24 protein-coding genes and 2 riboswitches are annotated in these 21,000 nt (G+C 67.4%); of the genes, 12 read left to right on the top strand and 12 right to left on the bottom strand.

The window, feature by feature from the left end:
• Window positions 1-68: 68 nt before the first annotated feature.
• Together rplT and rpmI are read right to left on the bottom strand one after the other, a co-directional pair.
• Window positions 69-425: a 50S ribosomal protein L20 gene (gene rplT, locus Q0Q48_RS26555; protein WP_295145076.1), complete on the bottom strand. Its 357-nt coding sequence runs from the start codon at window positions 423-425 to the stop codon at window positions 69-71.
• Window positions 426-431: 6 nt separating this feature from the next.
• On the bottom strand, window positions 432-635 hold the full coding sequence (gene rpmI / locus Q0Q48_RS26550) for a 50S ribosomal protein L35 (RefSeq protein ID WP_295145073.1): 204 nt from the start codon (window positions 633-635) through the stop codon (window positions 432-434).
• 204 nt (window positions 636-839) lie between these two features.
• Between rpmI and Q0Q48_RS26545 the strand changes: the two genes are divergently transcribed.
• The gene (locus Q0Q48_RS26545) at window positions 840-1,598 is read left to right on the top strand and encodes an SDR family NAD(P)-dependent oxidoreductase (protein ID WP_295145070.1); all 759 of its coding nucleotides are present in this window, start codon (window positions 840-842) and stop codon (window positions 1,596-1,598) included.
• Here the strand turns inward: Q0Q48_RS26545 and Q0Q48_RS26540 are convergent.
• Window positions 1,595-2,626 carry an alpha/beta hydrolase gene (locus tag Q0Q48_RS26540; RefSeq protein ID WP_295145067.1) on the bottom strand — a complete coding sequence of 344 codons (1,032 nt, stop codon included), beginning with the start codon at window positions 2,624-2,626 and terminating at the stop codon, window positions 1,595-1,597. The two genes, Q0Q48_RS26545 and Q0Q48_RS26540, sit on opposite strands and share 4 nt — an antisense overlap.
• 47 nt (window positions 2,627-2,673) lie before the next feature.
• On the opposite strand from Q0Q48_RS26540, the gene Q0Q48_RS26535 reads away from it, so the two are divergent.
• Window positions 2,674-3,549, top strand: a complete 876-nt coding sequence (locus Q0Q48_RS26535) for a hypothetical protein (RefSeq protein ID WP_295145064.1) — start codon at window positions 2,674-2,676, stop codon at window positions 3,547-3,549.
• A 21-nt stretch (window positions 3,550-3,570) separates the two neighbouring features.
• On the opposite strand, the gene infC is transcribed toward Q0Q48_RS26535, so the two are convergent.
• The 3 genes from infC to Q0Q48_RS26520 all read right to left on the bottom strand — a co-directional run bounded on the left by infC (window position 3,571) and on the right by Q0Q48_RS26520 (window position 7,439).
• The gene (gene infC / locus Q0Q48_RS26530; RefSeq protein ID WP_295145131.1) at window positions 3,571-4,107 is read right to left on the bottom strand and encodes a translation initiation factor IF-3; all 537 of its coding nucleotides are present in this window, start codon (window positions 4,105-4,107) and stop codon (window positions 3,571-3,573) included.
• Between the two features lie 57 nt (window positions 4,108-4,164).
• On the bottom strand, window positions 4,165-6,108 hold the full coding sequence (gene thrS / locus Q0Q48_RS26525) for a threonine--tRNA ligase (protein ID WP_295145062.1): 1,944 nt from the start codon (window positions 6,106-6,108) through the stop codon (window positions 4,165-4,167).
• Between the two features lie 194 nt (window positions 6,109-6,302).
• Window positions 6,303-7,439 (bottom strand): glycosyltransferase, encoded by a 1,137-nt coding sequence (locus Q0Q48_RS26520; protein WP_295145060.1) that lies wholly within the window; start codon window positions 7,437-7,439, stop codon window positions 6,303-6,305.
• 59 nt (window positions 7,440-7,498) lie between these two features.
• Here Q0Q48_RS26520 and Q0Q48_RS26515 point away from each other — a divergent pair, with 59 nt between their 5' ends.
• Window positions 7,499-8,245 (top strand): alpha/beta hydrolase, encoded by a 747-nt coding sequence (locus Q0Q48_RS26515; RefSeq protein WP_295145057.1) that lies wholly within the window; start codon window positions 7,499-7,501, stop codon window positions 8,243-8,245.
• A gap of 95 nt (window positions 8,246-8,340) precedes the next feature.
• Here the strand turns inward: Q0Q48_RS26515 and Q0Q48_RS26510 are convergent, their stop codons facing one another.
• Window positions 8,341-9,204: an SDR family oxidoreductase gene (locus Q0Q48_RS26510; protein ID WP_295145054.1), complete on the bottom strand. Its 864-nt coding sequence runs from the start codon at window positions 9,202-9,204 to the stop codon at window positions 8,341-8,343.
• Window positions 9,205-9,240: 36 nt separating this feature from the next.
• On the opposite strand from Q0Q48_RS26510, the gene Q0Q48_RS26505 reads away from it, so the two are divergent.
• Window positions 9,241-10,089 carry a tetratricopeptide repeat protein gene (locus tag Q0Q48_RS26505; protein WP_295145051.1) on the top strand — a complete coding sequence of 283 codons (849 nt, stop codon included), beginning with the start codon at window positions 9,241-9,243 and terminating at the stop codon, window positions 10,087-10,089.
• Window positions 10,090-10,123: 34 nt separating this feature from the next.
• A complete protein-coding gene (locus Q0Q48_RS26500) occupies window positions 10,124-10,771 on the top strand; it encodes a hypothetical protein (protein WP_295145048.1) in 648 nt (215 codons plus the stop codon).
• Between the two features lie 165 nt (window positions 10,772-10,936).
• On the opposite strand, the gene rnhA is transcribed toward Q0Q48_RS26500, so the two are convergent.
• Genes rnhA through ispH form a run of 3 tightly spaced genes read right to left on the bottom strand, consistent with a single transcriptional unit; the run spans window position 10,937 to window position 13,288 of the window.
• The gene (gene rnhA / locus Q0Q48_RS26495; protein WP_295145046.1) at window positions 10,937-11,389 is read right to left on the bottom strand and encodes a ribonuclease HI; all 453 of its coding nucleotides are present in this window, start codon (window positions 11,387-11,389) and stop codon (window positions 10,937-10,939) included.
• Window positions 11,386-12,336 (bottom strand): homoserine kinase, encoded by a 951-nt coding sequence (locus Q0Q48_RS26490; protein ID WP_295145043.1) that lies wholly within the window; start codon window positions 12,334-12,336, stop codon window positions 11,386-11,388. The genes rnhA and Q0Q48_RS26490 overlap by 4 nt, the downstream gene beginning before the upstream one ends.
• Before the next feature lies 1 nt (window position 12,337).
• Window positions 12,338-13,288, bottom strand: a complete 951-nt coding sequence (gene ispH / locus Q0Q48_RS26485) for a 4-hydroxy-3-methylbut-2-enyl diphosphate reductase (RefSeq protein WP_295145040.1) — start codon at window positions 13,286-13,288, stop codon at window positions 12,338-12,340.
• Window positions 13,289-13,408: 120 nt separating this feature from the next.
• Here ispH and Q0Q48_RS26480 point away from each other — a divergent pair, with 120 nt between their 5' ends.
• The 4 genes from Q0Q48_RS26480 (at window position 13,409) to Q0Q48_RS26465 (ending at window position 15,936) form a co-directional block, all read left to right on the top strand.
• A complete protein-coding gene (locus Q0Q48_RS26480) occupies window positions 13,409-13,651 on the top strand; it encodes a CDGSH iron-sulfur domain-containing protein (RefSeq protein ID WP_295145037.1) in 243 nt (80 codons plus the stop codon).
• Window positions 13,648-14,181: a hypothetical protein gene (locus Q0Q48_RS26475; RefSeq protein WP_295145034.1), complete on the top strand. Its 534-nt coding sequence runs from the start codon at window positions 13,648-13,650 to the stop codon at window positions 14,179-14,181. The genes Q0Q48_RS26480 and Q0Q48_RS26475 overlap by 4 nt, the downstream gene beginning before the upstream one ends.
• Entirely contained in the window at window positions 14,181-15,533 is a 1,353-nt protein-coding gene (locus Q0Q48_RS26470; RefSeq protein WP_295145031.1) for a (Fe-S)-binding protein, read from the top strand. Before Q0Q48_RS26475 ends, Q0Q48_RS26470 begins: the two co-directional genes overlap by 1 nt.
• A 64-nt stretch (window positions 15,534-15,597) precedes the next feature.
• The gene (locus Q0Q48_RS26465) at window positions 15,598-15,936 is read left to right on the top strand and encodes a gamma-glutamylcyclotransferase family protein (protein ID WP_295145028.1); all 339 of its coding nucleotides are present in this window, start codon (window positions 15,598-15,600) and stop codon (window positions 15,934-15,936) included.
• Window positions 15,937-15,948: 12 nt separating this feature from the next.
• Here Q0Q48_RS26465 and Q0Q48_RS26460 read toward each other — a convergent pair whose 3' ends face one another.
• Window positions 15,949-16,857 (bottom strand): LysR family transcriptional regulator, encoded by a 909-nt coding sequence (locus Q0Q48_RS26460; protein WP_295145026.1) that lies wholly within the window; start codon window positions 16,855-16,857, stop codon window positions 15,949-15,951.
• Between the two features lie 87 nt (window positions 16,858-16,944).
• Between Q0Q48_RS26460 and Q0Q48_RS26455 the strand changes: the two genes are divergently transcribed.
• Window positions 16,945-18,147, top strand: coding sequence for an acyl-CoA dehydrogenase family protein (locus Q0Q48_RS26455; RefSeq protein WP_295145023.1), 1,203 nt, complete (start codon window positions 16,945-16,947; stop codon window positions 18,145-18,147).
• A gap of 19 nt (window positions 18,148-18,166) precedes the next feature.
• Here the strand turns inward: Q0Q48_RS26455 and Q0Q48_RS26450 are convergent, their stop codons facing one another.
• Window positions 18,167-18,742: a TetR family transcriptional regulator gene (locus Q0Q48_RS26450; protein WP_295145021.1), complete on the bottom strand. Its 576-nt coding sequence runs from the start codon at window positions 18,740-18,742 to the stop codon at window positions 18,167-18,169.
• Window positions 18,743-19,057: 315 nt separating this feature from the next.
• A riboswitch (glycine riboswitch) is annotated at window positions 19,058-19,148 on the top strand.
• 3 nt (window positions 19,149-19,151) lie between these two features.
• A riboswitch (glycine riboswitch) is annotated at window positions 19,152-19,244 on the top strand.
• A 79-nt stretch (window positions 19,245-19,323) separates the two neighbouring features.
• On the opposite strand from Q0Q48_RS26450, the gene gcvT reads away from it, so the two are divergent.
• On the top strand, window positions 19,324-20,445 hold the full coding sequence (gene gcvT / locus Q0Q48_RS26445; RefSeq protein WP_295145018.1) for a glycine cleavage system aminomethyltransferase GcvT: 1,122 nt from the start codon (window positions 19,324-19,326) through the stop codon (window positions 20,443-20,445).
• Between the two features lie 9 nt (window positions 20,446-20,454).
• Window positions 20,455-20,832, top strand: a complete 378-nt coding sequence (gcvH, locus tag Q0Q48_RS26440) for a glycine cleavage system protein GcvH (protein WP_295145015.1) — start codon at window positions 20,455-20,457, stop codon at window positions 20,830-20,832.
• Window positions 20,833-21,000: the final 168 nt, after the last annotated feature.

The raw sequence follows: 21,000 nt of genomic DNA, 5'->3' as shown, positions 1-21,000 counted from the left end.
AAAAAGGGAGCCTGCGGTCCAGGCTCCCTCTTTGCGATTTCTGCCAGCCGCGCGTTACGCGCAGACGACTACTTGAGGGCGGCCTGGGCCTGGTCGACCAAAGCCTTGAACGCTGCCGGCTCACGCGAGGCGAGATCGGCCATGACCTTGCGGTCCATCTCGATCCCGGCCTTGATGATGCCGTTCATGAACTGGGAGTAGGTCATGCCATGCTCGCGGGTCGCAGCGTTGATGCGCTGGATCCAGAGGCCACGGAACGCGCGCTTCTTGTTGCGGCGGTCGCGGTAGGCATACTGAAGGCCCTTCTCGACCTTCTCGATGCCGACGCGGAACGCCGCCTTGGCGCGGCCGCGATAGCCCTTGGCGAGCTTCAGGACCTTCTTGTGACGAGCGTGTGCAGCCACGCCCCGCTTTACGCGTGCCATGGTCTGTTACCTCTCGTACGGGAAGAAATTGCGCGTGAGGATGCGGGTATCCGGCTCGGACACGATGGCCATGCCTGTCGCCTGACGGAGGAAGCGGTTGCCCCGCTTGCTCATGCCGTGGCGCTTGCCCACGACCCCATGCTTCGCTTTGCCCGAGGCCGTGAAGCGAAAACGCTTCTTGGCCGCGCTCTTGGTCTTCATCTTGGGCATTTTTGTTCCTTTTCAAAGGGTTAGCGCTTGCGCGCCGGTCCCGGCCCCCTGTGTGAACAAACGGCCGGAAAGTCCTTACGAAGCAGCCGAGGCAATGCCCTTATTGGCCAAGCCACCCGAAGGAACGGGGCTTATACAGAGGCGGCCCGATACGTGCAAGCACGCCGGGACCGGGCCAAATGGCCCTCTGACGGGGTTTTTCGCATGAAACTGGCAGGCAAGGTGGCTTTGGTGACGGGCGCGCAGCAGGGCATCGGGGCGGCGATCGCTCGGGCGCTGGCGGGCGAGGGGGCCGACCTGGCCGTGAGCTGGCTCGACGATCGGGCGGGCGCCGAGGCGGTGGCGCGCGACATCGCCCGGGCCGGCCGCAGGGCTCACCTGCTGAAAACCGACGTCTCGAAGGTCGCCGAGATCGAGGCGATGGTCGCCGAGACGGTGAAAGTGCTGGGGCCGCCCGACATCCTGGTGAACAATGCCGGCGTGTATCCGCGGGTGCCCCTGCTCGAGATGAAGGAGAGCGACTGGGACTATCTGATGGACATCAACCTGAAGGCCGGCTGTTTCGCCGCCATCGCCGTCGCCAAGGCGCTGATCGCTTCGGGCAGGAAGGGCGGCTCGATCATCAATCTCTCCTCGCAGTCGGTGCGGGGCGCCGTGCGCGGCGTCCACTACAGCGCCAGCAAGGGCGGCGTGGTCTCGATGACCCGGGCGATGGCCCTCGAACTCGCGCCTTACGGCATCCGCGTCAACGCGATCGCGCCCGGGACTACCGACACAGCCCAGCCGCGCTACGGCAACACCGACGCCGAGCTCGTCGAGATGGCCCGCGCCAACATCCCGCTGGGCGGCAAGCTGCTCACGCCCGAGCAGATCGCCCGCACGGCGGTCTTCCTCGCGTCGGACGATTCGGATGCCACGACGGGACAGGTCCTGCATGTCAACGGCGGGTCGTACATGCCCTAACAGGGGGGCTGCTTCTTGCCCGTCTCGATGAAGGCCGTGAAGCAGGGGCCGAACTTGCGCGCGAAGCTGGAATCAGCGGCGTTGTGGCCCTTGAAGCCTTCCGGCGCGTCGATGATCTCGGCGTCGACGCCGTTCTTCGCGAGGATCGAGCGGGCGTCGTCCATGCGGCCGCCGACATCGTAGGCATCGCCGGCGAAGTTCACCACGATGAGGCGCGGGCCGCGCTTGATGCCTTCGAGCACGTGCTGCCACTCCGAGCGCGCCCGGGTCAGGTCGCGCATCTTCTCGACGACCCCGTGATGGGCTGCCGCGATCGAGATCACGCCGTCGGCCGCGGCGCCGCGCTGCAGTGCCGCCAGCGACACCCAGGCGCCCGCCGACTGGCCGGCCAGGATCACGCGCCGGTAGCCCAGCGCACGGGCCTTGGCGACTGCGTCGGCCAGAGCCGTGGCGTCGCTTGCCCAGTCGGTGATCCATTCGCGGTCGAAGCGGTAGAGGTCGTAACCCAGGCGCGTGAACCGGCCGACCCAAGGCTGCGGTGCGCTCTCGGTCGAGTTCCGGCCGGCCATGTAGCCGTGGCTCCAGACGAGCAGTCCGGTCGCGAGCTGCGGTCCACGCATCGACCAGTAGGGTTGCGGCCGCAGCCGGCCGATATCGGGCGCACCGACCGAACGTGCCGGGACGAGTTCGCGCCAGTCGTGTCCGGTGACCGTGTAGTTGTTGACGATGTGGAGCTTGCAGTCATGCTGGGTGCGCTCCTGGCAGCGCTTCAGGGCCGAGGTTATGGCCTGCGTCGGGTCGGCGCCGCCGGCACCGGCCCACCAGCTCGCCCGCCCGTCGGGTGCCACGACGAAGGCGCGGTGCGGCCCGAAATTCTGGAAGTCGGTGAGGGACCGGGCGGCCTCGCTGTTCAGGGCCTGGGCGGGAGCGGGCGCTTGCGAAGGGGCCGGCGATGGCGTCTGGGCGTGGGCAGCGGCGGTCGCGCCGAACACAGCCGCAACGATGAAGGTGCTGATGCGTTGGATCACGGGCGCAGGCTAGCACTCTCCGCCCCGACTTCCCTAGGGATCCTGGCATGATGAAGACGGCAGCCTTCGTTCTCATGGCGCTCCTCGCGGCGGCGCCGGCGCAGGCCCAGCTGCAGGCGCCGCCCGTCTCCAGCCTTCGGGCTGACCCGGCAATGCCGCCTGCAAATGCACAGGCCGCGGCAACGCCGCTGACGGCGCTTTCGAGTTCGGAAAAGGTCCGGGAAAATCCCGGCGTGCAATATCTGCTGATGAAGACCGTCGTCGCGCGGTCGATCGGCGTGGTGAAGACGCGGGCCCTGCCGGTCGAGGCCGGTGGCTACAATCTCCTGAAATATTGCTGGACGCCGGCCAACGTGCTGGGCGACTGGGGCGACAGCGCGGGCCTGACCGGCGAACTGGTCGTGCGTGCGCTCGAAACGCTCTCCTGGTCGCGCGATCTCGCGCGGGCCGGCTATCCGGAAGGCCCGGTCGCGGAGGCGATCGGTCGCTACGATGCAGCGCTGGTTGCGGCCTCCTTTGCGGAGGCCACGCGGACACGCGCCTTCGAAGCCCTGCGCGCCGAACTCGAAGGCCTGCAGATGCGGACGCCCGGCGCATCGCAGATCGTGGCGCGCGAGCGCTGCAACCGGCAGCCCTCGTCCTTCGGATTGAACGTCGCGACGGCGCCGCCAGGGGGCCGCGCCCGCTTCATTCCCTACGTGTTGCACCAGTTTTGCCTAGCCCAGCAGATCGCCCCGGGCGACGCCGTGCGGTGCGACTACTGGCAGTCAGCGAAGGGCGACCGGCCGATGTCGTTCGCCGGCGAGACCGTCTACAGCGTGAGCTGGCCGGACGATACCGTCGCGACCACGGGGCGCTTCAATCCCGACGAGCAGCGTGCCGCCGGAACGGTCACGCTGCGGCAGCGGCCCCCGAAGAAGTAGGGGCCGCGCGGCTCGGCGCCGTTACTTCGGCGCCAGTACCATGATCATCTGCCGGCCTTCCATGCGCGGCATCGACTCGATCTTGGTGTGTTCGTCCATCTCGCCGCGGACGCGGTTCAACACTTCCATGCCGAGGTTGGCGTGCACCATCTCGCGGCCGCGGAAACGCAGGGTGACCTTCACCTTGTCGCCTTCCTCGATGAACCGCTTCATGGCGCGCATCTTCACTTCGTAGTCGTGTTCGTCGATGTTCGGGCGCATCTTGATCTCTTTGACCTCGATGACCTTTTGGTGCTTGCGCGCCTCGTGGGCCTTCTTCTGGGCCTCGTACTTGTACTTGCCGTAGTCGGAGATCTTGGCGACCGGCGGTACGGCGTTGGGCGAAATCTCGATCAGGTCGAGGCTTGCCTCTTCGGCCATCTCGATGGCCTCGCGCGTGCTGACCACGCCGACCATCTCGCCGTTCTCGTCGATCAGTCGGACTTGCGCCGCGCGGATCTCGTTGTTGACGCGCGGACCCTCGCGGGTGGGCGCAGTCTGTTGGGCAGGTCTTGCTATGTCTTTCTCCTGTGCTGAAGCCCCGGTTCCGGGGGCGGGTATGGGGTCCGGACCGCCCTAGAAGGGCGGCCGGGCCTCCTCTGAAAGTTTAGTGACGGCGGCCCCGAGTTCAAGGACCTCCTGCTTTTCCGAGCCCAGGCGGCGGATCGCCACCGTGCGGGCTTCCATGTCGCGCCGGCCGACCGCGAGGATCAGGGGCACATGGGCCAGCGAATGCTCGCGGACCTTGTAGTTGATCTTCTCGTTGCGCAGGTCGGTGTCGACCCGCATGCCGGCGGCCCGCAGGGCGGCGGCGACCTCCTCGGCATAGCCATCGGCGTCGTTCACGACCGTGACCACCACCGCTTGCGTCGGCGCCAGCCAGAGCGGGAAGCGGCCGGCATAGTTTTCGATCAGGATTCCGATGATCCGTTCGAAGCTGCCGAAGATGGCGCGGTGCAGCATGACGGGCCGCTTGCGCGATCCGTCCTCGGCCACGTAGCTCGCGTCCAGGCGCTCCGGCAGGACGAAATCGACCTGCAGGGTGCCGCACTGCCAGTCGCGGCCGATCGCGTCGCGCAGCACGAACTCCAGCTTCGGCCCGTAAAACGCGCCTTCGCCCGGGTTGAGTTGGAGTTCGAGCCCGGCGGCCTTGGACGCCGCCTTGAGCGCGCCCTCGGCCTGGTCCCACACCGCGTCGGATCCGGCGCGGACCGGCGGACGGTCCGAGAACTTCACGAAATAGTCCGGGAAGCCCAGGTCCCTGTAGATCGAGCCCAGCAGCTCGCAGAAGCGGATCGTCTCGCTCTCGATCTGCTCCTCGCTGCAGAAGATATGGGCATCGTCCTGCGTGAAGTTGCGCACGCGCATGATGCCGTGCAGCGCGCCCGACGGCTCGAAGCGATGGCACGAGCCGAACTCGGCCATGCGCAGCGGCAGCTCGCGGTAGCTGCGGAGTCCCTGGTTGAAGATCTGCACGTGGCAGGGGCAGTTCATCGGCTTCAGCGCGAAGATGCGCTTGTCGTCGTCGGCGAGGAATTCGCGCAGGCCTTCCTCGTTCTCGCTGAGATACATGTTCTCGCGGAACTTCTCCCAGTGGCCCGACGCCTCCCACAGCTTGCGATCGACCAGCTGCGGCGTCTTCACTTCCTGGTAGCCGCCCGCATCCAGCCGGCGGCGGATGTAGCTCTCCAGCGTGCGCCAGAACGTCCAGCCCTTCGGGTGCCAGAACACCATGCCCGCGGCCTCTTCCTGCTGGTGGAAGAGGCCCATCTCGCGGCCGAGACGGCGATGGTCGCGCTTCTCGGCCTCCTCGATGCGATGCAGGTAGGCCTTCAGGTCCTTGTCCGAAAAGAAGACCGTGCCGTAGACGCGCTGGAGCTGGGCATTGTTCTTGTCGCCGCGCCAGTAGGCGCCCGACACCTTCGTGAGCTTGAACGCCTTGCCGAGCTTGCCCGTCGAGGGCAGGTGCGGCCCGAGGCACATGTCGAGCCAGTCGCCCTGCTTGTAGACCGAGATCTCCTCGTCCTTCGGCAGCTCGTCGGCCCACTCGGCTTTGAACTTCTCGCCGTGCTGGACGAAGTAGTCCTTGATCTGCGCGCGGTCCCACACCGAACGCTCGATCGGCAGGTCGCGGTCGACGATCTCGCCCATCCGCTGCTCGATCTTCGCGAAATCTTCGGGCGAGAAGGGCTGGTCGCGGACGAAGTCGTAGTAGAAGCCGTCCTCCGTCGAGGGGCCGAACGTGATCTGCGTGCCGGGATAGAGTTCCTGCACCGCCTGAGCCAGAACGTGCGCCGCGTCGTGGCGCAACAGTTCGAGCGCATCGGGATCGCGCGACGTCACGATGCCGATCTTCGCGTCGCGATCGACCACGTGGGCGAGGTCGACCATCTTGCCGTCGACGCGCAGGGCGAGGGCGGCCTTGGCCAGGCCCGGGCCGATCGAGGCGGCGATCTCCGCGCCGCTGACCGGCTTGTCGAAGGACCGGACCGAACCGTCCGGCAGGGAAATATTGATCATTGTGTTCACCAGCTGAAAAAATTCCGAACGAAGTTCATCCGCCGACACGAACGGTCGGACGACGCCAGGCCGGGAAGCCGCACGAGTGCGAGCCCGGCCGAATCAAGTTCGGACGGTGGTGATTACGGCAGGAGCGGTGAAAAACCGGCGTTCCATGTGCCCGGAGATAGTTGCCGGGCAACGCTGAGTCAAGGTCAGCGGGCGGCCAGACGGTGGTAGAGGGCCAGCAATTGCTGATTGGACTGCGCCAGGCCGTAGGTGCTGCGCACATGCTCCTGCGCCGTGCGCGCGAGTTCCGCGCGCCGCTCGACCGACAGGGACAGCGCCGCCTGCAGCGCCTCGGCCAGCGCCGCCGGCACGCCGGCGGGGGCCAGCCAGCCCGTGACGCCGTCGGGCCGGATCGTCTCCGCGGCGCCGCCGCCATCCTCGGCGACCACGGGGCGTCCCATCGCCTGGGCCTCGACCAGGGCCCGGCTGAAGCCCTGGCGCGCGCCGCCCGTCGACACCACGACGTCGGCCAGCATGTAGGCCGCCGGCATGTCGTCGACATAGGGGCCGATCTGGACGCGGCCGTTGAGCTGCGCCGCCTCGATGGCGCGCTCGAGTTCCTTCTCGAAGGGCGTGGGCGCGCCGGTCGAGCCGAGCAGCAGGCAGAACACGTCGTCGCGGCCCAGCCGCTTGATCGCCTCGACCAGCATCTTCTGTCCGTTGTCCTCGCCGAAGCGGCCCGGACAGAGGACGAGATGGCTGCCGTCGGGCACGCGCAACTCGCCCGCGAGCCGGATCAGCCGGTCGGCGCGCACGATCGCCGGATCGAAGCGGTCGAAGTTGATACCGGGGGTGATGATCTCCAGCCGGTCCTGCAGCTGGGGGAAGCGCTCCAGCGCATCGCGCGCGACATGCTGCGAGACGGCGATCACCGCATCGGCACGGGACTGCCGTCCCTCGACGAGGCGTCCTGTAAGATCGGTGGCGAGGAACGGCCGGTGCAGGGTCGCGATCCACTTGATGCCGAGGCGGCGTGCGAGGGCGCGGGCCACCCAACCGGTGGAGGGTGAACGCGCCTGGATGACGTCGATCTTCGCTTCGCGCAGGCTGGAGGCGAGCTTGCCGGGCAGGGTCAACCGCCCCCACACCGGATGGGACGGAGCCGGAATTTCGATATGGCTGGCGCGCAGCCGCAGCAGGTCGGGGACCATGCTGCCGCCGGGCGATGCCACGATCGCCGAACCGCCCGCCGCGATCACGGCTTGCGCCGCTTCGAGCGTGGCGCGGGCCAGGCCGCCACCGGCCAGGGTTGGAACGATCTGAAGCAGGGTGGGCGCGGACACGGGCTTGGCTTTTGGCTACATGATCAAAGGGTGGCAGCAGGTAACACGGGAGGCGCAACGTGGGTAGAGTCGAGCGGCTGCAGCGCGACGACGGCAACACCATCGCTTATGCAACGACGGAAGGACGTGCGCCGACGGTCGTCTTCCTCGGCGGCTTCCGGTCCGACATGACCGGCACCAAGGCGGTCGCGCTCGAAGCCTGGGCCGGGAGGACGGGCCGCGCCTTCCTGCGTTTCGACTATCTCGGCCACGGCCAGTCTTCCGGCCGCTTCGAGGACGGAACGATCGGCCGCTGGCTCGACGATTCGCTCGCCGCCATCGACCGATTGACGAAAGGCAAGCTGGTGCTGGTCGGATCGAGCATGGGCGGATGGCTGTCATTGCTGGCGGCGCGCGCGCGGCCCGAACGCCTGGCTGGCCTCGTGCTGATCGCCGCCGCGCCGGACTTCACCGAACGCATGCTGCTGAACGGCCTCTCGCCAGAGGATCGCGCGACCCTGGAGCGCGACGGCCGGCTCGAACGCCCCTCGCAATATTCGCCCGAGCCCTCGGTCTTCACCTGGAAGCTGATCGAGGAGGGCCGCCATCATCTCTTGCTCGACAAGCCGCTCTCATTGCCCTGCCCGGTGCGCCTGCTGCACGGCCAGAGCGATCCCGACGTGCCATGGGAGTATTCGCTGCAGATCGCAAAACATCTCGACGCGCCCGAGGTCATCACCACCTTCGTGAAAGGCGGCGACCATCGCCTCAGCACCCCCGCCGACATCGCCCGCCTGATCGCAACGGTCGAGGAGTTGGTGGATTGATCTCATTGGAGCGCGCCACTCCAGTGGCGCTCAAGATTCGTCGGTGACCAAGGTATGAGCGCCACTGGAGTGGCGCGCTCCCTTGCGACACCGCGCTAGCCTTCAGCAGCTAGAATCGCCTTCAGCCCTTCGCGATAGGTCGGATAGCGCAGCACGACGCCCAGTTCCCGTTTCAGCTTCTCGTTCCTGACGCGCCGGCTCTCCGCATAGAAGGAGCGGGCCATCGCCGACATGGTGGGCGCGGCTTCGTCCCAGGGAATGGCCGGCGGCACCGGCCGTCCCAGCAGCTCACAGGCATAGGCGATGACGTCGGCGTTCGGCGCAGGGAGATCGTCGGCGACGTTCCAGATTTCCGTTCCGCTTTCACGTGTCGTCGCTTTCAGCGCACTGGCGGCGAGATCCTCGACATGGATGCGCGAGAAGAACTGGCCGGGCTTGTCGATGCGTTGCGCGGTACCCGCGCGCACGCGATCGAGCGTGCTGCGGCCGGGACCGTAGATGCCGGGCAGTCGCATGATGTGCAGCGACGCTTTCGTCTCCGACGCGAGGTCGCGCCAGGCCTGTTCGGCGGCGAGGCGCTGCCGGCTGCGCGGCTGCGTCGGCAGAGCCGGTGTCGTCTCGTCGACCCAGCCGCCGTCGTGACTGCCATAGACGCCGGTGGTGGAGAGGTAACCCAACCATCGCGCCCGGCCGAGCAGCGCGCGGCAGGTCCGCAGCGCCGGATCGCCGGACTCACCCGGTGCGATCGTGCAGATCACGTGCGTTGTGTCGCCGAACGCTTCGGTGGAGAGCGCAGTCGAGCCATCGAACCGGTGGGCCTCGATGCCGGCTTCGCGCAACCTGCCTGCCTTCTCTTCGCTGGTGCAGGTCCCGGCCACCGCCCAGCCCTGCGCCCTCGCAAGCTTGGCGATTTCAAGGCCGCTGAAGCCCAGGCCGAAAATGAAAAGTCGTCTTGTCATCTTGTCAGGAACGCCTCGGCACGGTTCTTTTCAACCATGTTGTTCAAAGCAAAGCCGCTGTGGCCGCTGCTCGGCCTCCTCGCCGCGTCGCCGTCGCTCGCGCAGCCCATTCCCGTCGTCCCGGCTCCCGTCCAGTCCTTGCCCGGACCGCCGGCGCTGGAAACGCGTCCCGATCACGTCCGCCGCTACACCGAATGCATGCAGCTTGCGCGGATGGAGCCGCTGAAGGCGCTGCCGGCGGCCGAGAAGTGGATCGTCGAAGGTGGCGGCATGGGCGCCCGTCATTGCGTTGCCGTGGCCATGTTCCAGTCGGGCAAGCATGCCCAGGCCGCGGCGCAGTTCGAGGCCATCGCCCGCGACATGGGCCAGGACCGGCCGGGCCTGCGGGCCGAACTCTATGCCCAGGCCGGACAGGCCTGGATGGAGGCCGGTGCCGCCGACAAGGCCGCCGCGGCGCAGACCCGCGCCCTCGAACTCAAGACCGACGATCCCGACCTCTGGATCGATCGCGGCCTCTCTTACGCCGCGATGCAGTCGTGGCCGCGCGCCATCTCGGACTTCGACCGGGCCATCCGCCTCCGGCAGGACGATATCGACGCGCTGGTCCTGCGCGCCGCGGCTTGGCGCAATGCCCGCGATCCGGGACGTGCCATGGTCGACGTGAATCGCGCTCTGTCGATCGCGCCGGACCATTCCGAGGCGCTGCTCGAGCGCGGCTTCATCAATCTGGCCCGCGGGTCGCGTGATGCGGCCAACGCCGACTTCAACCGCGTGCTGAAGCTGGTCCCCCCGGGCTCCGCGGCGGCCCGCCGCGCCGAGGCGGGGCTGGCCGGTGGGGCGCCGGCGGCTCCCGCGGCGACGCCGGCGCCGGCCGGGAAGCGATAGCCTCGCGAGGGGCGCTCGGGTAAAATGCCTGCAAATGAATAAAGCCCTCTCCTCCATCGCCTTCGTCGGTGCGCTGGTCCTCGCCGCGCCGGCTTTCGCCCAGCCGGCCGCCGCGCCGCAGGCGCCGTCCTCCTACTATCCGGCGCCGCCGCCGGACCGGGCGCCGGTCGTCGAAAAGGGCGCCTCGACCTCGAACCTGTCTTCGCCCCTGCCGACCGCACCGCACGCGGTCGAGCGCACCATCATCGATTCCGACGCCGAGGCGCAGCTCTTCGCCGAAGCCCGCAGGATCACCTGGGGCCGCTATGCCAAGATCAAGGGCGCCAAGCCCGGCGAGCTCATGGTGACCAAGCAGGGCAATGTCTGGGTGGTGAAGGGCCGCATCGACAGCGTGGCGCCCGGCACCGAGGGCGACTGGGCCTTCATCGACGGCGTGGTCGAACGCATCGGTGCGAACGTCGTGCAGATCCGCGGCGAGGTGGGATTCCGCGTCGCCAAGGTCGAGAAGGGCACGCCCTGCAAGGTGGCGGGCCTGCTCAACTTCCGCCGCTCGGGCAAGTCGCAGGTGTGGCGTCTCGCCGAGGGCGATAATCCCTGCGACGGCACGCGCGAAGGCTTCGACCTCGTGATGGAAAAACCGGTCGAGAAGAAGCCCGTTCCGGCACAGCCGAAGCGGAGCTGATCTTCCAGGGTCTTTCCGCTTCGGATTGAACCAGACCGAGGAGGGCTGTGCTTTGCTGGGGGCGCGCCACTCCAGTGGCGCGTCTTCGTTTGTTGCGGGCAATGATCGCGCCACTGGAGTGGCGCGCCCCCGGCGCAGATCTCGGGGTAAGGTCCTTGTTGCCCGTTAGCGCGACGCCCTGATCGTCGCGATGGCCGCGCGGGCCAGCGCGTCGGCGCGTTCGTTCTCGGGATGGCCGCTATGGCCCTTAACCCAGTGCCATTCGACGTGATGGGTGGTCCGGGCAGCATCGAGGCGCTGCCAGAGTTCGACGTTCTTCACCGGCTTCTTGTCGGACGTCTTCCAGCCGTTCTTCTTCCAGCCGTGGATCCACTTGGTGACGCCGTCCTTCACATAGACGCTGTCGGTGAACAGCCGGACATGGCAAGGGCGCTTCAAGGCCTCGAGCCCCTGGATCGCCGCCATCAGTTCCATGCGGTTGTTGGTCGTGAGCTTGTCGCCGCCCGACAGTTCGCGTTCCTTCTCGCCCATGCGCAGGATCGTGCCCCAGCCGCCCGGGCCGGGGTTTCCGCTGCACGCGCCGTCGGTGAAGATCTCTACTTTCGGCGCTTCGCTCACAATCCGTAATCCGGGAGAGAGGTGACGCCGCGATGGAAGCGCAGCTTGGCGAGATATTCTTGCGGGTCCTTGCGCTTCACCAGCGCGTTGGGCGGGGTGTGCACCCAGTCGTAGAGCCGCGTCAGCAGGAAGCGCAGCGCCGCGCCGCGGGCCAGCAGGGGCAGCGCCTGCTTCTCGTCGTCGCCGAGCTTGCGCACGCGCTCATAGCCCTGCAGCAGCGCGCGGGCCTTGGTGGCGTTGAAGGAATTGTCGATCTCGAAGCACCAGGCGTTGAGGCAGATCGCGACGTCGTAGGCCAGCAGGTCGTTGCAGGCGAAGTAGAAATCGATCAGGCCCGAGAGCTTGTCCTGCAGGAAGAAGACGTTGTCGTTGAACAGGTCGGCATGGATCACGCCGGCCGGCAGGTCGCGCGGCCAGTGGGCTTCGAAGAACTCGATCTCGGCGCCCAGCTCGCGGTCGAGCGGTGCATCGATCTCGCGGCGCGAGCCTTCCCAGAGCGGGCGCCAGCCCGCCACCGAGAGCGCGTTGGGCCGCTTGAGCGCGAAATCCTGGCCGGCGAGGTGCAGGGCGGCCAGCGCCTCGCCGACGGGCGCGCAATGCGCGACCGTCGTACGGCGCGGCCACATGCCATGCAGGAAGCTCGTGATCGCCGCCGGTTTCCCGGCCAGGGTGCGCAGCGCGTTGCCGTCTCGGCCGTGGATCGGCTGCGGGCAGGTGATGCCGCGCGCGGCGAGATGGTCCATCAGACCGAGGAAGAAGGGCAGGTCCCGCGGATCGACGCGCTTCTCGTAGAGCGTGACGATGAACTGGCCCTTCGTCGTCGTGAGCAGGAAGTTGGAATTCTCGACGCCCTCGGCGATTCCCTTAAAGGATTCGGCCTGGCCGATGTCGTATTCGGCAAGAAAGGCTTCGAGCTCGGTGTCACCGACTTCCGTGTAGACCGCCACGTCAGGCCACCAGCGCGCGCGGCAGCTTGAACACGACGCTTTCCTCGGTCGTACGCACTTCCTCGACGGTGACGTCGTAGCGGATGCGGCAGGCCTCGATCAGCTCGTCGACCAGCAGCTCGGGCGCCGAGGCGCCGGCCGTGATGCCGAGGCGGCGGGCCTCGCCCAGCCAGCCCCAGTCCATGTCGGCGGCACGCTGCACCAGGCGCGACCGCTCGCAGCCATAGTTGGCGGCGACTTCGACCAGCCGCATCGAGTTCGACGAATTGGGCGCGCCGATCACCACCATCGCATCGCAGCGCTGAGCGATCGCCTTCACCGCGGCCTGGCGGTTGGTCGTGGCGTAGCAGATGTCTTCCATCTTCGGCCCCTGGATCGACGGGAACCGGCGGCGCAGCGCGGAGACGATGCCGGTCGTGTCGTCGACCGACAGGGTGGTCTGGGTCGCGTAGGCGAGATTCTCCGGATCGGCGACGACAAGCGTCTCCGCCTGCGCCACGTCCTCGACCAGCACCACCTTGCCGGGCGGCAGCTGGCCCATCGTGCCGATCACCTCGGGGTGGCCGGCATGCCCGATCAGCACGACGGTCCGGCCCGACTGGGCGTGGCGCTCGGCCTCGCGATGGACCTTGGAGACCAGCGGGCAGGTCGCGTCGACATAGAGAAGGTTGCGGCGGGCGGCCTCGGCCGGCACGGATTTCGGCACGCCGTGCGCGGAAAAGACGACGGGCCGGTCGTCGGGCACTTCGTCGAGTTCGTCGACGAAGATCGCGCCCTGGGCTTCCAGGTTCTCGACCACGAAGCGATTGTGCACGATCTCGTGCCGCACATAGACCGGCCGGCCGTAGCGCTCCAGCGCACGCTCGACGATCTGGATGGCGCGGTCGACGCCGGCGCAGAAGCCGCGCGGGCTGGCGAGCAGGATCGTGAGCGGCTTCTTCGGGGCAATCATGAAATTCGTTCGACGCGATGCCGACCCGTTCGCTTGCGGGCCTGCGGACCATTGCCTAGAGTCCGTGCAGTACGGATTGGCGCGGCACCGTAACAAAGCCGCCGCTACGGGGAAAGCAACATGACTGAACCGGTTGTCGCGGCCAGGGCGCCATCGAAGGTGGCTCTCGAGGCGGGCAAGGATTACTGGTGGTGCGCCTGCGGCCTGAGCAAGTCCCAGCCCTTCTGCGACGGCAGCCACAAGGGCACCGGGCTTGCCCCGATGAAGTATTCGGTCGAGAAGGCCGGCGACTACTGGCTCTGCGACTGCAAGCACTCCTCCAAGAAACCGCTTTGCGACGGCACACACAAGACCCTGGCATGACCCTCAAAATGTATCTCCGCGCCGCGCCTGTCGCGCTGGCGCTTCTCGTCTCCGCCTGCGGCGGCAAGTCCGAGGACTCCGCGACCGCCTATTGTCCGGCGCCGTTCACGGTCCAGGATGCGGGCCGGCTGACCCATTTCAAGGAGGGACCGGGCCGCGATCCGCGCGACGTCGAGTACGAAGCGGCGCTGACCGGTGCCGGAACGAAGTGCTCGTTGCGGCGCAATCAGATGGACGTGACCCTGATCATGCGCGTCGCGGTCAGCGCCGGCCCCTCGGTCGTCGCCGGCCAGACGCGCGTGCCGTACTTCGTGCGCGTCATCGGCGCCTCGGGCCAGGTCGTCCAGGGCCAGGATTTCACCGCCGATTTCAAGCTGTCGAGCGCCAACCCGCGCGGCCAGTCGCAGGAGGAGCTGAACCTCACCCTGCCGTTCAACCAGATTTCGGAACTCGGCAGTTACCGCATCGCCGTCGGCCTCAAGCCGTCGATGGAAGAGCTCGACTACAACCGGCGGGCGGGCCTGCGCTGATGAGCGCCTATGCCGACAGGCTGGAAGCGTTGGCCGCCCAGGCGGCCGATCGCTGCACGGCCTGCGGCAAGTGTTTCGAGGCCTGCCCGACGGCCCGCGAAAGCGGGCTCGATGTCGGCGAGGCGGTGCAGCGGGTCGGCGAACTCGTGTCGCTGACGCGCAGCGGCGGCGGCGCAGCGCCGCTGCTCGACAAGTGGCTGGGCGCCTGCGATGGCAGCGCCCAGTGCAGCGCCGCCTGTCCCGAGGACATCAACGTCCGCCAGTGGGTGACCATCGCCAGGATGAAGTCGCTTCAGGCCGTGCGGCCGGTGCAGGAAGGCGCGGCCAATGCAGCCGGCCGCTTCCGTCACATGGCGCAGGCCGTGCGGTTGCTCGCCAGCATGCAGCTTCCGTCCGAGACGCTGAAGAAGATCCTGGCGCCGGCCGAGCGGCGTACCGCCGACGTGCTGTTCTACACGGGCTGCAACGTGCTGCGTACGCCGCACATCGTGCTGAACGTCATGGACATCCTCGACGCGCTGGAGCTCGACTTCGACGTGGTCGGCGGTACCGCTCACTGCTGCGGTGTCTATCAGTTCCAGGAGGCCGACCTGCCCACGTACGAGCGCATGGGCCATCGCACCTTCCAGCGCTTCGGCCAGTCGGGCGCCTCGAAGGTGCTGACCTGGTGCCCGACCTGCACCAAGAATTTCGACGAGCTGGAGAAGGACGTCGAGGAGCCGTCGTTCGACCTTGGCCACGTGAGCGAATTCCTCGCGGCCAACCTCGAGGCGCTGAAGGCGCGTTTCGTGGCGGTCCAGCCGAAGCGCCGCGTCGTGATCCACGAGCATCAGGGCATCGGCGCCACGGTCGAGAGCGTGCGCAACCTGCTGCGCGCCGTGCCCAACCTGGAACTGGTCGAGTTGCCACAGGATTCGGGCTTCTCCTACGCCTGCGGCGGCCAGGCCGCGAAGTTCAAGGCGCGCGAGCAGGCGATCCATCGCGATCTGGTCATGGGCGCGGTCGAAGCCGGCGCCGACACGATCGTCACAATGTACCATTCCTGCCATCGCGCGCTGTCCGGCGCCGAGGCGATCTATCCGTCGCTGCGGGTCGTGAATTTCACCGACGTGCTGGCCGAGGCGCTGGGCCGTGGCGGCCATCCCGACTACTACCAGCTCTACAAGCGCGGCGGCGCCATGGACGAAGCCGTGCAGGCCGCGCGCGGCTTCCTCGAGAACAACGGCGTGCGCATCGACGAGAACGCCGTGAAGTCGCTGACCGCCGACATCTTCAACGAGACCGGCGTCGGCGGCCCGCGCGAGGCCTTCGCCGAAGCCTTCGCCGCGCTGGCCCGCGAAGGTTCAAATTAGCCCAGGTGGCTCAATGGAGCGCGCCACTGGAGTTGCGCGCTCCGATGATGTCAAAGGAACCGAAGTGACCGACGTCTGGCTCTTCTCCTACGGCACGCTGCAACAGGAAGACGTGCAGCTCGCGACCTTCGGCCGGCGGCTCGAAGGCCGTGCCGATGCCTTGCCGGGCTATGCGACCTCGCTGCTCGAGATCCGCGACGCCGAGGTGGTGAAGACCAGTGGCAAGACGCATCACCTGATCGCGCTGCCATCCAGGAATGCTGGCGACGAGGTGCCGGGCGTCGTGCTGAGGATCACGGCGGCGGAACTGGCTGCCGCCGATACCTACGAGGTCTCGGATTACAAGCGCGTCGCGGTGCGCCTGAAGTCCGGCCTCGAAGCCTTCGTCTACGTCGCGGCCTGACCTGCACCGCCGTCAACCGTCGCGGAAGGCGTCGACCACGAGACTGCGCAGCCAGCGGTTGGCGGCGTCGCCGTCGGCCGAGGCGTGCCAGTAGAGATAGAGGTCGAGGGTCGGCATCCGGAAGGGAAACGCCACGGTCTCGGTCTTGAGGCCGGCCGACAGGAGGGGGACGTACCGCTCCCCCATGGTGACCACGAGGTCGCTCGTGGCGACCACGCGCAGCGCCGCGAGATAGTTGCGGCAGCGCAGGCGGATGCGACGACTGAGGCCGCGCTTGGACAGCTCGACATCCTCAAGGCCCGGCCCCTGCCGGCGCGATGTCACCATGACATGATCCTGCTCGAGATAGCGGTCGAGCGTCAGGCCCTTGCTCAGGGCGGGATGGCCGCGCCGCATCACGACCGCCGGCCGGTCCGCACTGATCTTCTGGCGCCGCACGCTGTCGGTCAGCGGCAGGGCGATGTCGACGGCGAGGCTCACGGTGCCGGCGGCAAGGGCGCTTTCGAGGTTGCGCCGGCGTACCTGCACCGTGCGCAGGGCGATGCCGCGTCCGGCGCGGGCGATGCGGCTCATGATGGCCGGCAGCATCAGCGTCTCGGTGGGATCGCGCAGGCTGATGGTGAACTGCGCTTCCGATGTCGCGGGATCGAAACGGCCGGCGCCGGCGACCAGCCGGTCCAGCGCCTCCAGGCCCTGGCGCAGCGGCGCGACCAGTTCGCGGGCGAGCGGCGTCGGCACCAGCTTGCGGCCTTCGCGGCTGAGGAGCGGATCGCCGAACATCAGGCGCAGACGCGCCAGCGAATGGCTGATCGCCGACTGGCTGAGGTTCAACCGCTCCGCGGCGCGCGTGACGCCACCTTCGCCGAGGATCGCATCGAGCACGCGCAGCAGTTCGAGGTCGGCGCGGCGTTCATGAGCCATATGAATGGATTTCCATGAGGAACCACCATTTTCCTCATTGTTGGCTCGCGCCTAGCTTGCGGTCAACCCAACCGCAGGAGGCGCGTCATGGAGTTCGTTCATTCCGACAAGGTCAAGGCACTGCAGGAAAAGGTCGCTGCCTTCATGGACGCCCATATCTATCCCAACGAGGACCGCTACGAGCGCGAGGTGGCGAACGGCGACCGATGGCAGCCCAGCCCGATCATGGAGGAACTCAAGGCAAAGGCGCGCGCGGCCGGCCTGTGGAACCTGTTCCTGCCGGGCGACCATGGCGCAGGGTTGACCAACCTCGAATACGCGCCGCTCTGCGAGATCATGGGTCGCTCGAATATCGCGCCCGAAGCCTTCAACTGCTCGGCACCCGACACCGGCAACATGGAGACGCTCGCCCACTACGGGACCGAGGCGCAGAAGAAACAGTGGCTGGAGCCGCTGCTCGACGGCTCCATCCGCTCGGCCTTCGCGATGACCGAGCCCGCGGTCGCCTCGTCCGACGCGACCAACATCGAAAGCTCGATCGTGCGCGACGGCAACGAGTATGTCCTGAACGGACGCAAGTGGTGGACGACGGGTGCCACGAGCCCGCTCTGCAAGATCCTGATCTTCATGGGCAAGACGGATGCGCGCAATCCGGACCGCTACCGCCAGCAATCCATGATCCTCGTGCCCCGCGATACGCCGGGCGTCACGGTGATGCGCAGCCTGCCGATGTTCGGCTACGACGATGCCCCGCACGGCCATGCCGAGGTGCTGTTCGAGAATGTCCGCGTGCCCGTCGAGAACGTGCTGCTGGGCGAGGGCCGCGGCTTCGAGATCGCCCAGGGAAGGCTGGGGCCGGGCCGCATCCATCACTGCATGCGCGCCATCGGTGCCGCCGAGCGGACGCTGGAGAAGATGTGCAGGCGCGTGAAGTCGCGCGTGGCCTTCGGCCGGCCGCTCGCCGAGCAGACGGTGACCCTGGAGCGCATTGCGGAGGCCCGCATCATGATCGAACAGGCGCGGCTCCTCGTGCTCAAGGCCGCCTGGATGATGGACACGGTCGGCAACAAGGTCGCCCGTCCGGAGATCGCGATGATCAAGGTCGCGGTGCCCGCCATGCTGACCAAGGTCGCCGACATGGCAATCCAGGCCTTCGGCGGTGCCGGCGTCTCGGACGATTTCGGTCTTGCCTACACCTACGCCACGGCCCGCTCGATGCGCATCTTCGACGGCCCCGACGAGGTGCACCGCAACCAGATCGGCAAGCTGGAGCTTTCGCGGTACAATTGAGGCAGGCGATCCGGTCGGACTATCGCTGCGGGGTCGCCAGAACCGCCCAGGCGGCATCGGCAAAGAACGCGGTGTGGTCGCTGAGTGGCCCTTCGAAGCGGCCGTAGACCTTGTAGGTCGCTGGCTGCATCACGGTGCCGATGGCCGAGGCCGCGGCAAGGTCGGGATCGCGCGCCGGGATCTCGCCCGCCGTCATGGCGTTCACGATCACCTCGCGCACCACGTCGACCGGGTTGGGGGTGCCGTCGGGCACCATTGCCAGGAACAGGTGCTGGGTGAGCAGGTGGTAGGCGAAGAGCGACCAGTCCCGGTCCGCCCATTCGCAATAGCAGCGGACGATGGCGTCGATTTTTCCACGCAAGTCCGTGGCCGGCTGATGGGCCTCCGCCAGCGCCTCGGCCAGCGCGCGATGATGGCCGAGGAAGATGTCGAGGGCGAGCTGCTCCTTGCTGGGGAAGTAGCGGTAAATCGTGCCCTCGGCGATCGACGCCGCCATGGCGATCTCGCGGGTCGTGGTTTCCGCCACACCCCGCGCCACGAACAGGGTGAGGGCCGCGCGCTCTACGCGGGCTTTGGTCTCTTCGGCTTTGCCCATGCGCCGCAGTCTATGAGGGAGCGCTCACTCGGAAAAGTGGGCACGTCGCCTTCAGTGTCGCACAGCCAGCGCCAATCGATGACCCAATCGCGGGTCGCCACCGATGCGGGAGGAGCGTCGCTCTGCAGCTTGAGAAATTCGTCGAAAGACCGGCGGATGAACATGCCAACCTCCAAGAGTGAGTGACTGCTCATATTATTAAGTGAGCAATCACTCAATTTCAAGTGCGGAATCTCTTTTCCCGCGATTTCGAGGGGCTGCGTGCCTTTGTGCGTGGACGCCGAACAGGGGCCTGCCTATGGTCGCGTCACCCAAACGATCCCTGTGGGAGAGCCCATCCGCGAGGATGGCGCCGAAGGAGCAACCGGCCCCGGAAACTCTCAGGCCAACGGACCGCAGGAGGATGGGTCTCTGGAAAGCGGCTTGCGCCCCATTCGGCGCACGCCCACCGACGAAGTAAGCCGGCTCTTTTCCGGCGAATCTTTCAGGTCTCCGGACAGAGGGGGTCGCGAGCGGCGCAGTCCTTGCGTCGCCAAGGCGCGACTCTGGTCGCGTTCAACGCGACTTCGACGGAGACTCTTTTGACCGAAGCACCTGCCGGCCCCCTGAAGCGCACGCCGCTTTACGACCTTCACCGCGAGCTGGGCGCGCGCCTGGTGCCGTTCGCCGGCTACGAGATGCCGGTCCAGTATCCGACCGGCATCCTGGTCGAGCACAATCACACCCGCACCGCCTGCGGCCTGTTCGACGTCTCGCACATGGGCCAGGTGCGGCTCACCGCGAAGCCCGGCCACGACGCGGCCAAGGCGATGGAGACCCTGGTGCCCGGCGACATTGCGGGCCTGCAGCCGGGCCAGCAGCGCTACACCCAGTTCACCAACGATGCCGGCGGCATCCTCGACGACCTGATGGTGACCAGCACGGGCGACCACCTGCTGGTGGTCATCAACGCCGCCTGCAAGGACGCCGACCTCGCGCACATGCAGAAGCATCTCTCGGCCACCTGCGAGGTCGAGCCGATGTTTTCGCGCGGGCTGCTGGCGCTGCAGGGACCGCAGGCAGCGGCAGTCCTGTCGCGGCTGGTGCCGCAGGTCGCGACCATGAAGTTCATGACCGGCGCCTATGTCGTGATCGACGGCGCGCGCTGCTACGTCACGCGCTCGGGCTACACCGGCGGCGACGGCTACGAGATCTCGACCCCGGCCGACCAGACCGATGCGATCGCGCGCAAGCTGCTCAGCCATCCCGAAGTGAAGCCGATCGGACTGGGCGCTCGCGATTCGCTGCGCCTCGAGGCCGGGCTCTGCCTCTACGGCCACGACATCGACACGACGACGACGCCGGTCGAAGCGGTGCTGCTGTGGAGCGTCGGCAAGGAACGGCGAGTGCAGGGCGGCTTCCCTGGCGCCGCTGTCGTGCAGAAGCAGATTGCCGAGGGCTCGGCGCGCAAGCGTGTCGGCCTGCTGCCGGAGGGCAAGGCGATCGCGCGCGAGGGCGCGGAGATCGTGATCGGCGGCAAGACCGTCGGCATCGTCACGTCGGGCGGTTTCTCGCCGACACTCGGCCGCGCCGTTGCCATGGGCTATGTCGAGCGCAGCCAGTCAGCCAATGGAACCAAGGTCGATCTCATGGTGCGCGGCAAGCCCGTGCCGGCCGAGATCGTGCCCATGCCTTTCGTCAAACACGCCTACTACCGCGGATAGGAGATCAAGATGGCCGAGACCAAGTACACCGAAGAGCATGAGTGGATCCGCGTCGAGGGCGATGTCGGCACGATCGGCATCACGCAGTACGCGCAGGAGCAGCTTGGCGACGTCGTGTTCGTCGAGGTGCCCGCCGCCGGACGCACGGTCGCCAAGGGCGAGGCCTGCGCCGTCGTCGAATCGGTGAAGGCGGCATCCGACATCTACGCGCCGGTCGGCGGCGAGGTCGTCGAGAGCAATGCCGCGCTGGCCGACTCGCCAGGCGACGTGAATGCCGAGCCGACGGGCAAGGGCTGGTTCTTCAAGCTGAAGCTCGCCGACAAGGGCGAACTCGCCGGCCTGATGGACGAAGCCGCCTACGAGGCTTTCGTGAAGAGCCTCGGCTGATCATGGCTGGGGGCGCGCCACTCCAGTGGCGCGGTCTTCGCTGACATCGGCCCTGACGCGCCACTGGAGTGGCGCGCCCCCAGCAAAGAGCAAAGAGCATTCTAGGAGCTTCAATGCGTTATCTCCCTCTCACCGACGCCGATCGCCGCGAGATGCTGAGCGTGATCG

The organism is uncultured Reyranella sp. (assembly GCF_945957355.1).
Taxonomy (GTDB): domain Bacteria; phylum Pseudomonadota; class Alphaproteobacteria; order Reyranellales; family Reyranellaceae; genus Reyranella.
Note: the sequence above shows the minus strand (reverse complement) of the source record. Positions and strands in the feature narration are given on the sequence as shown.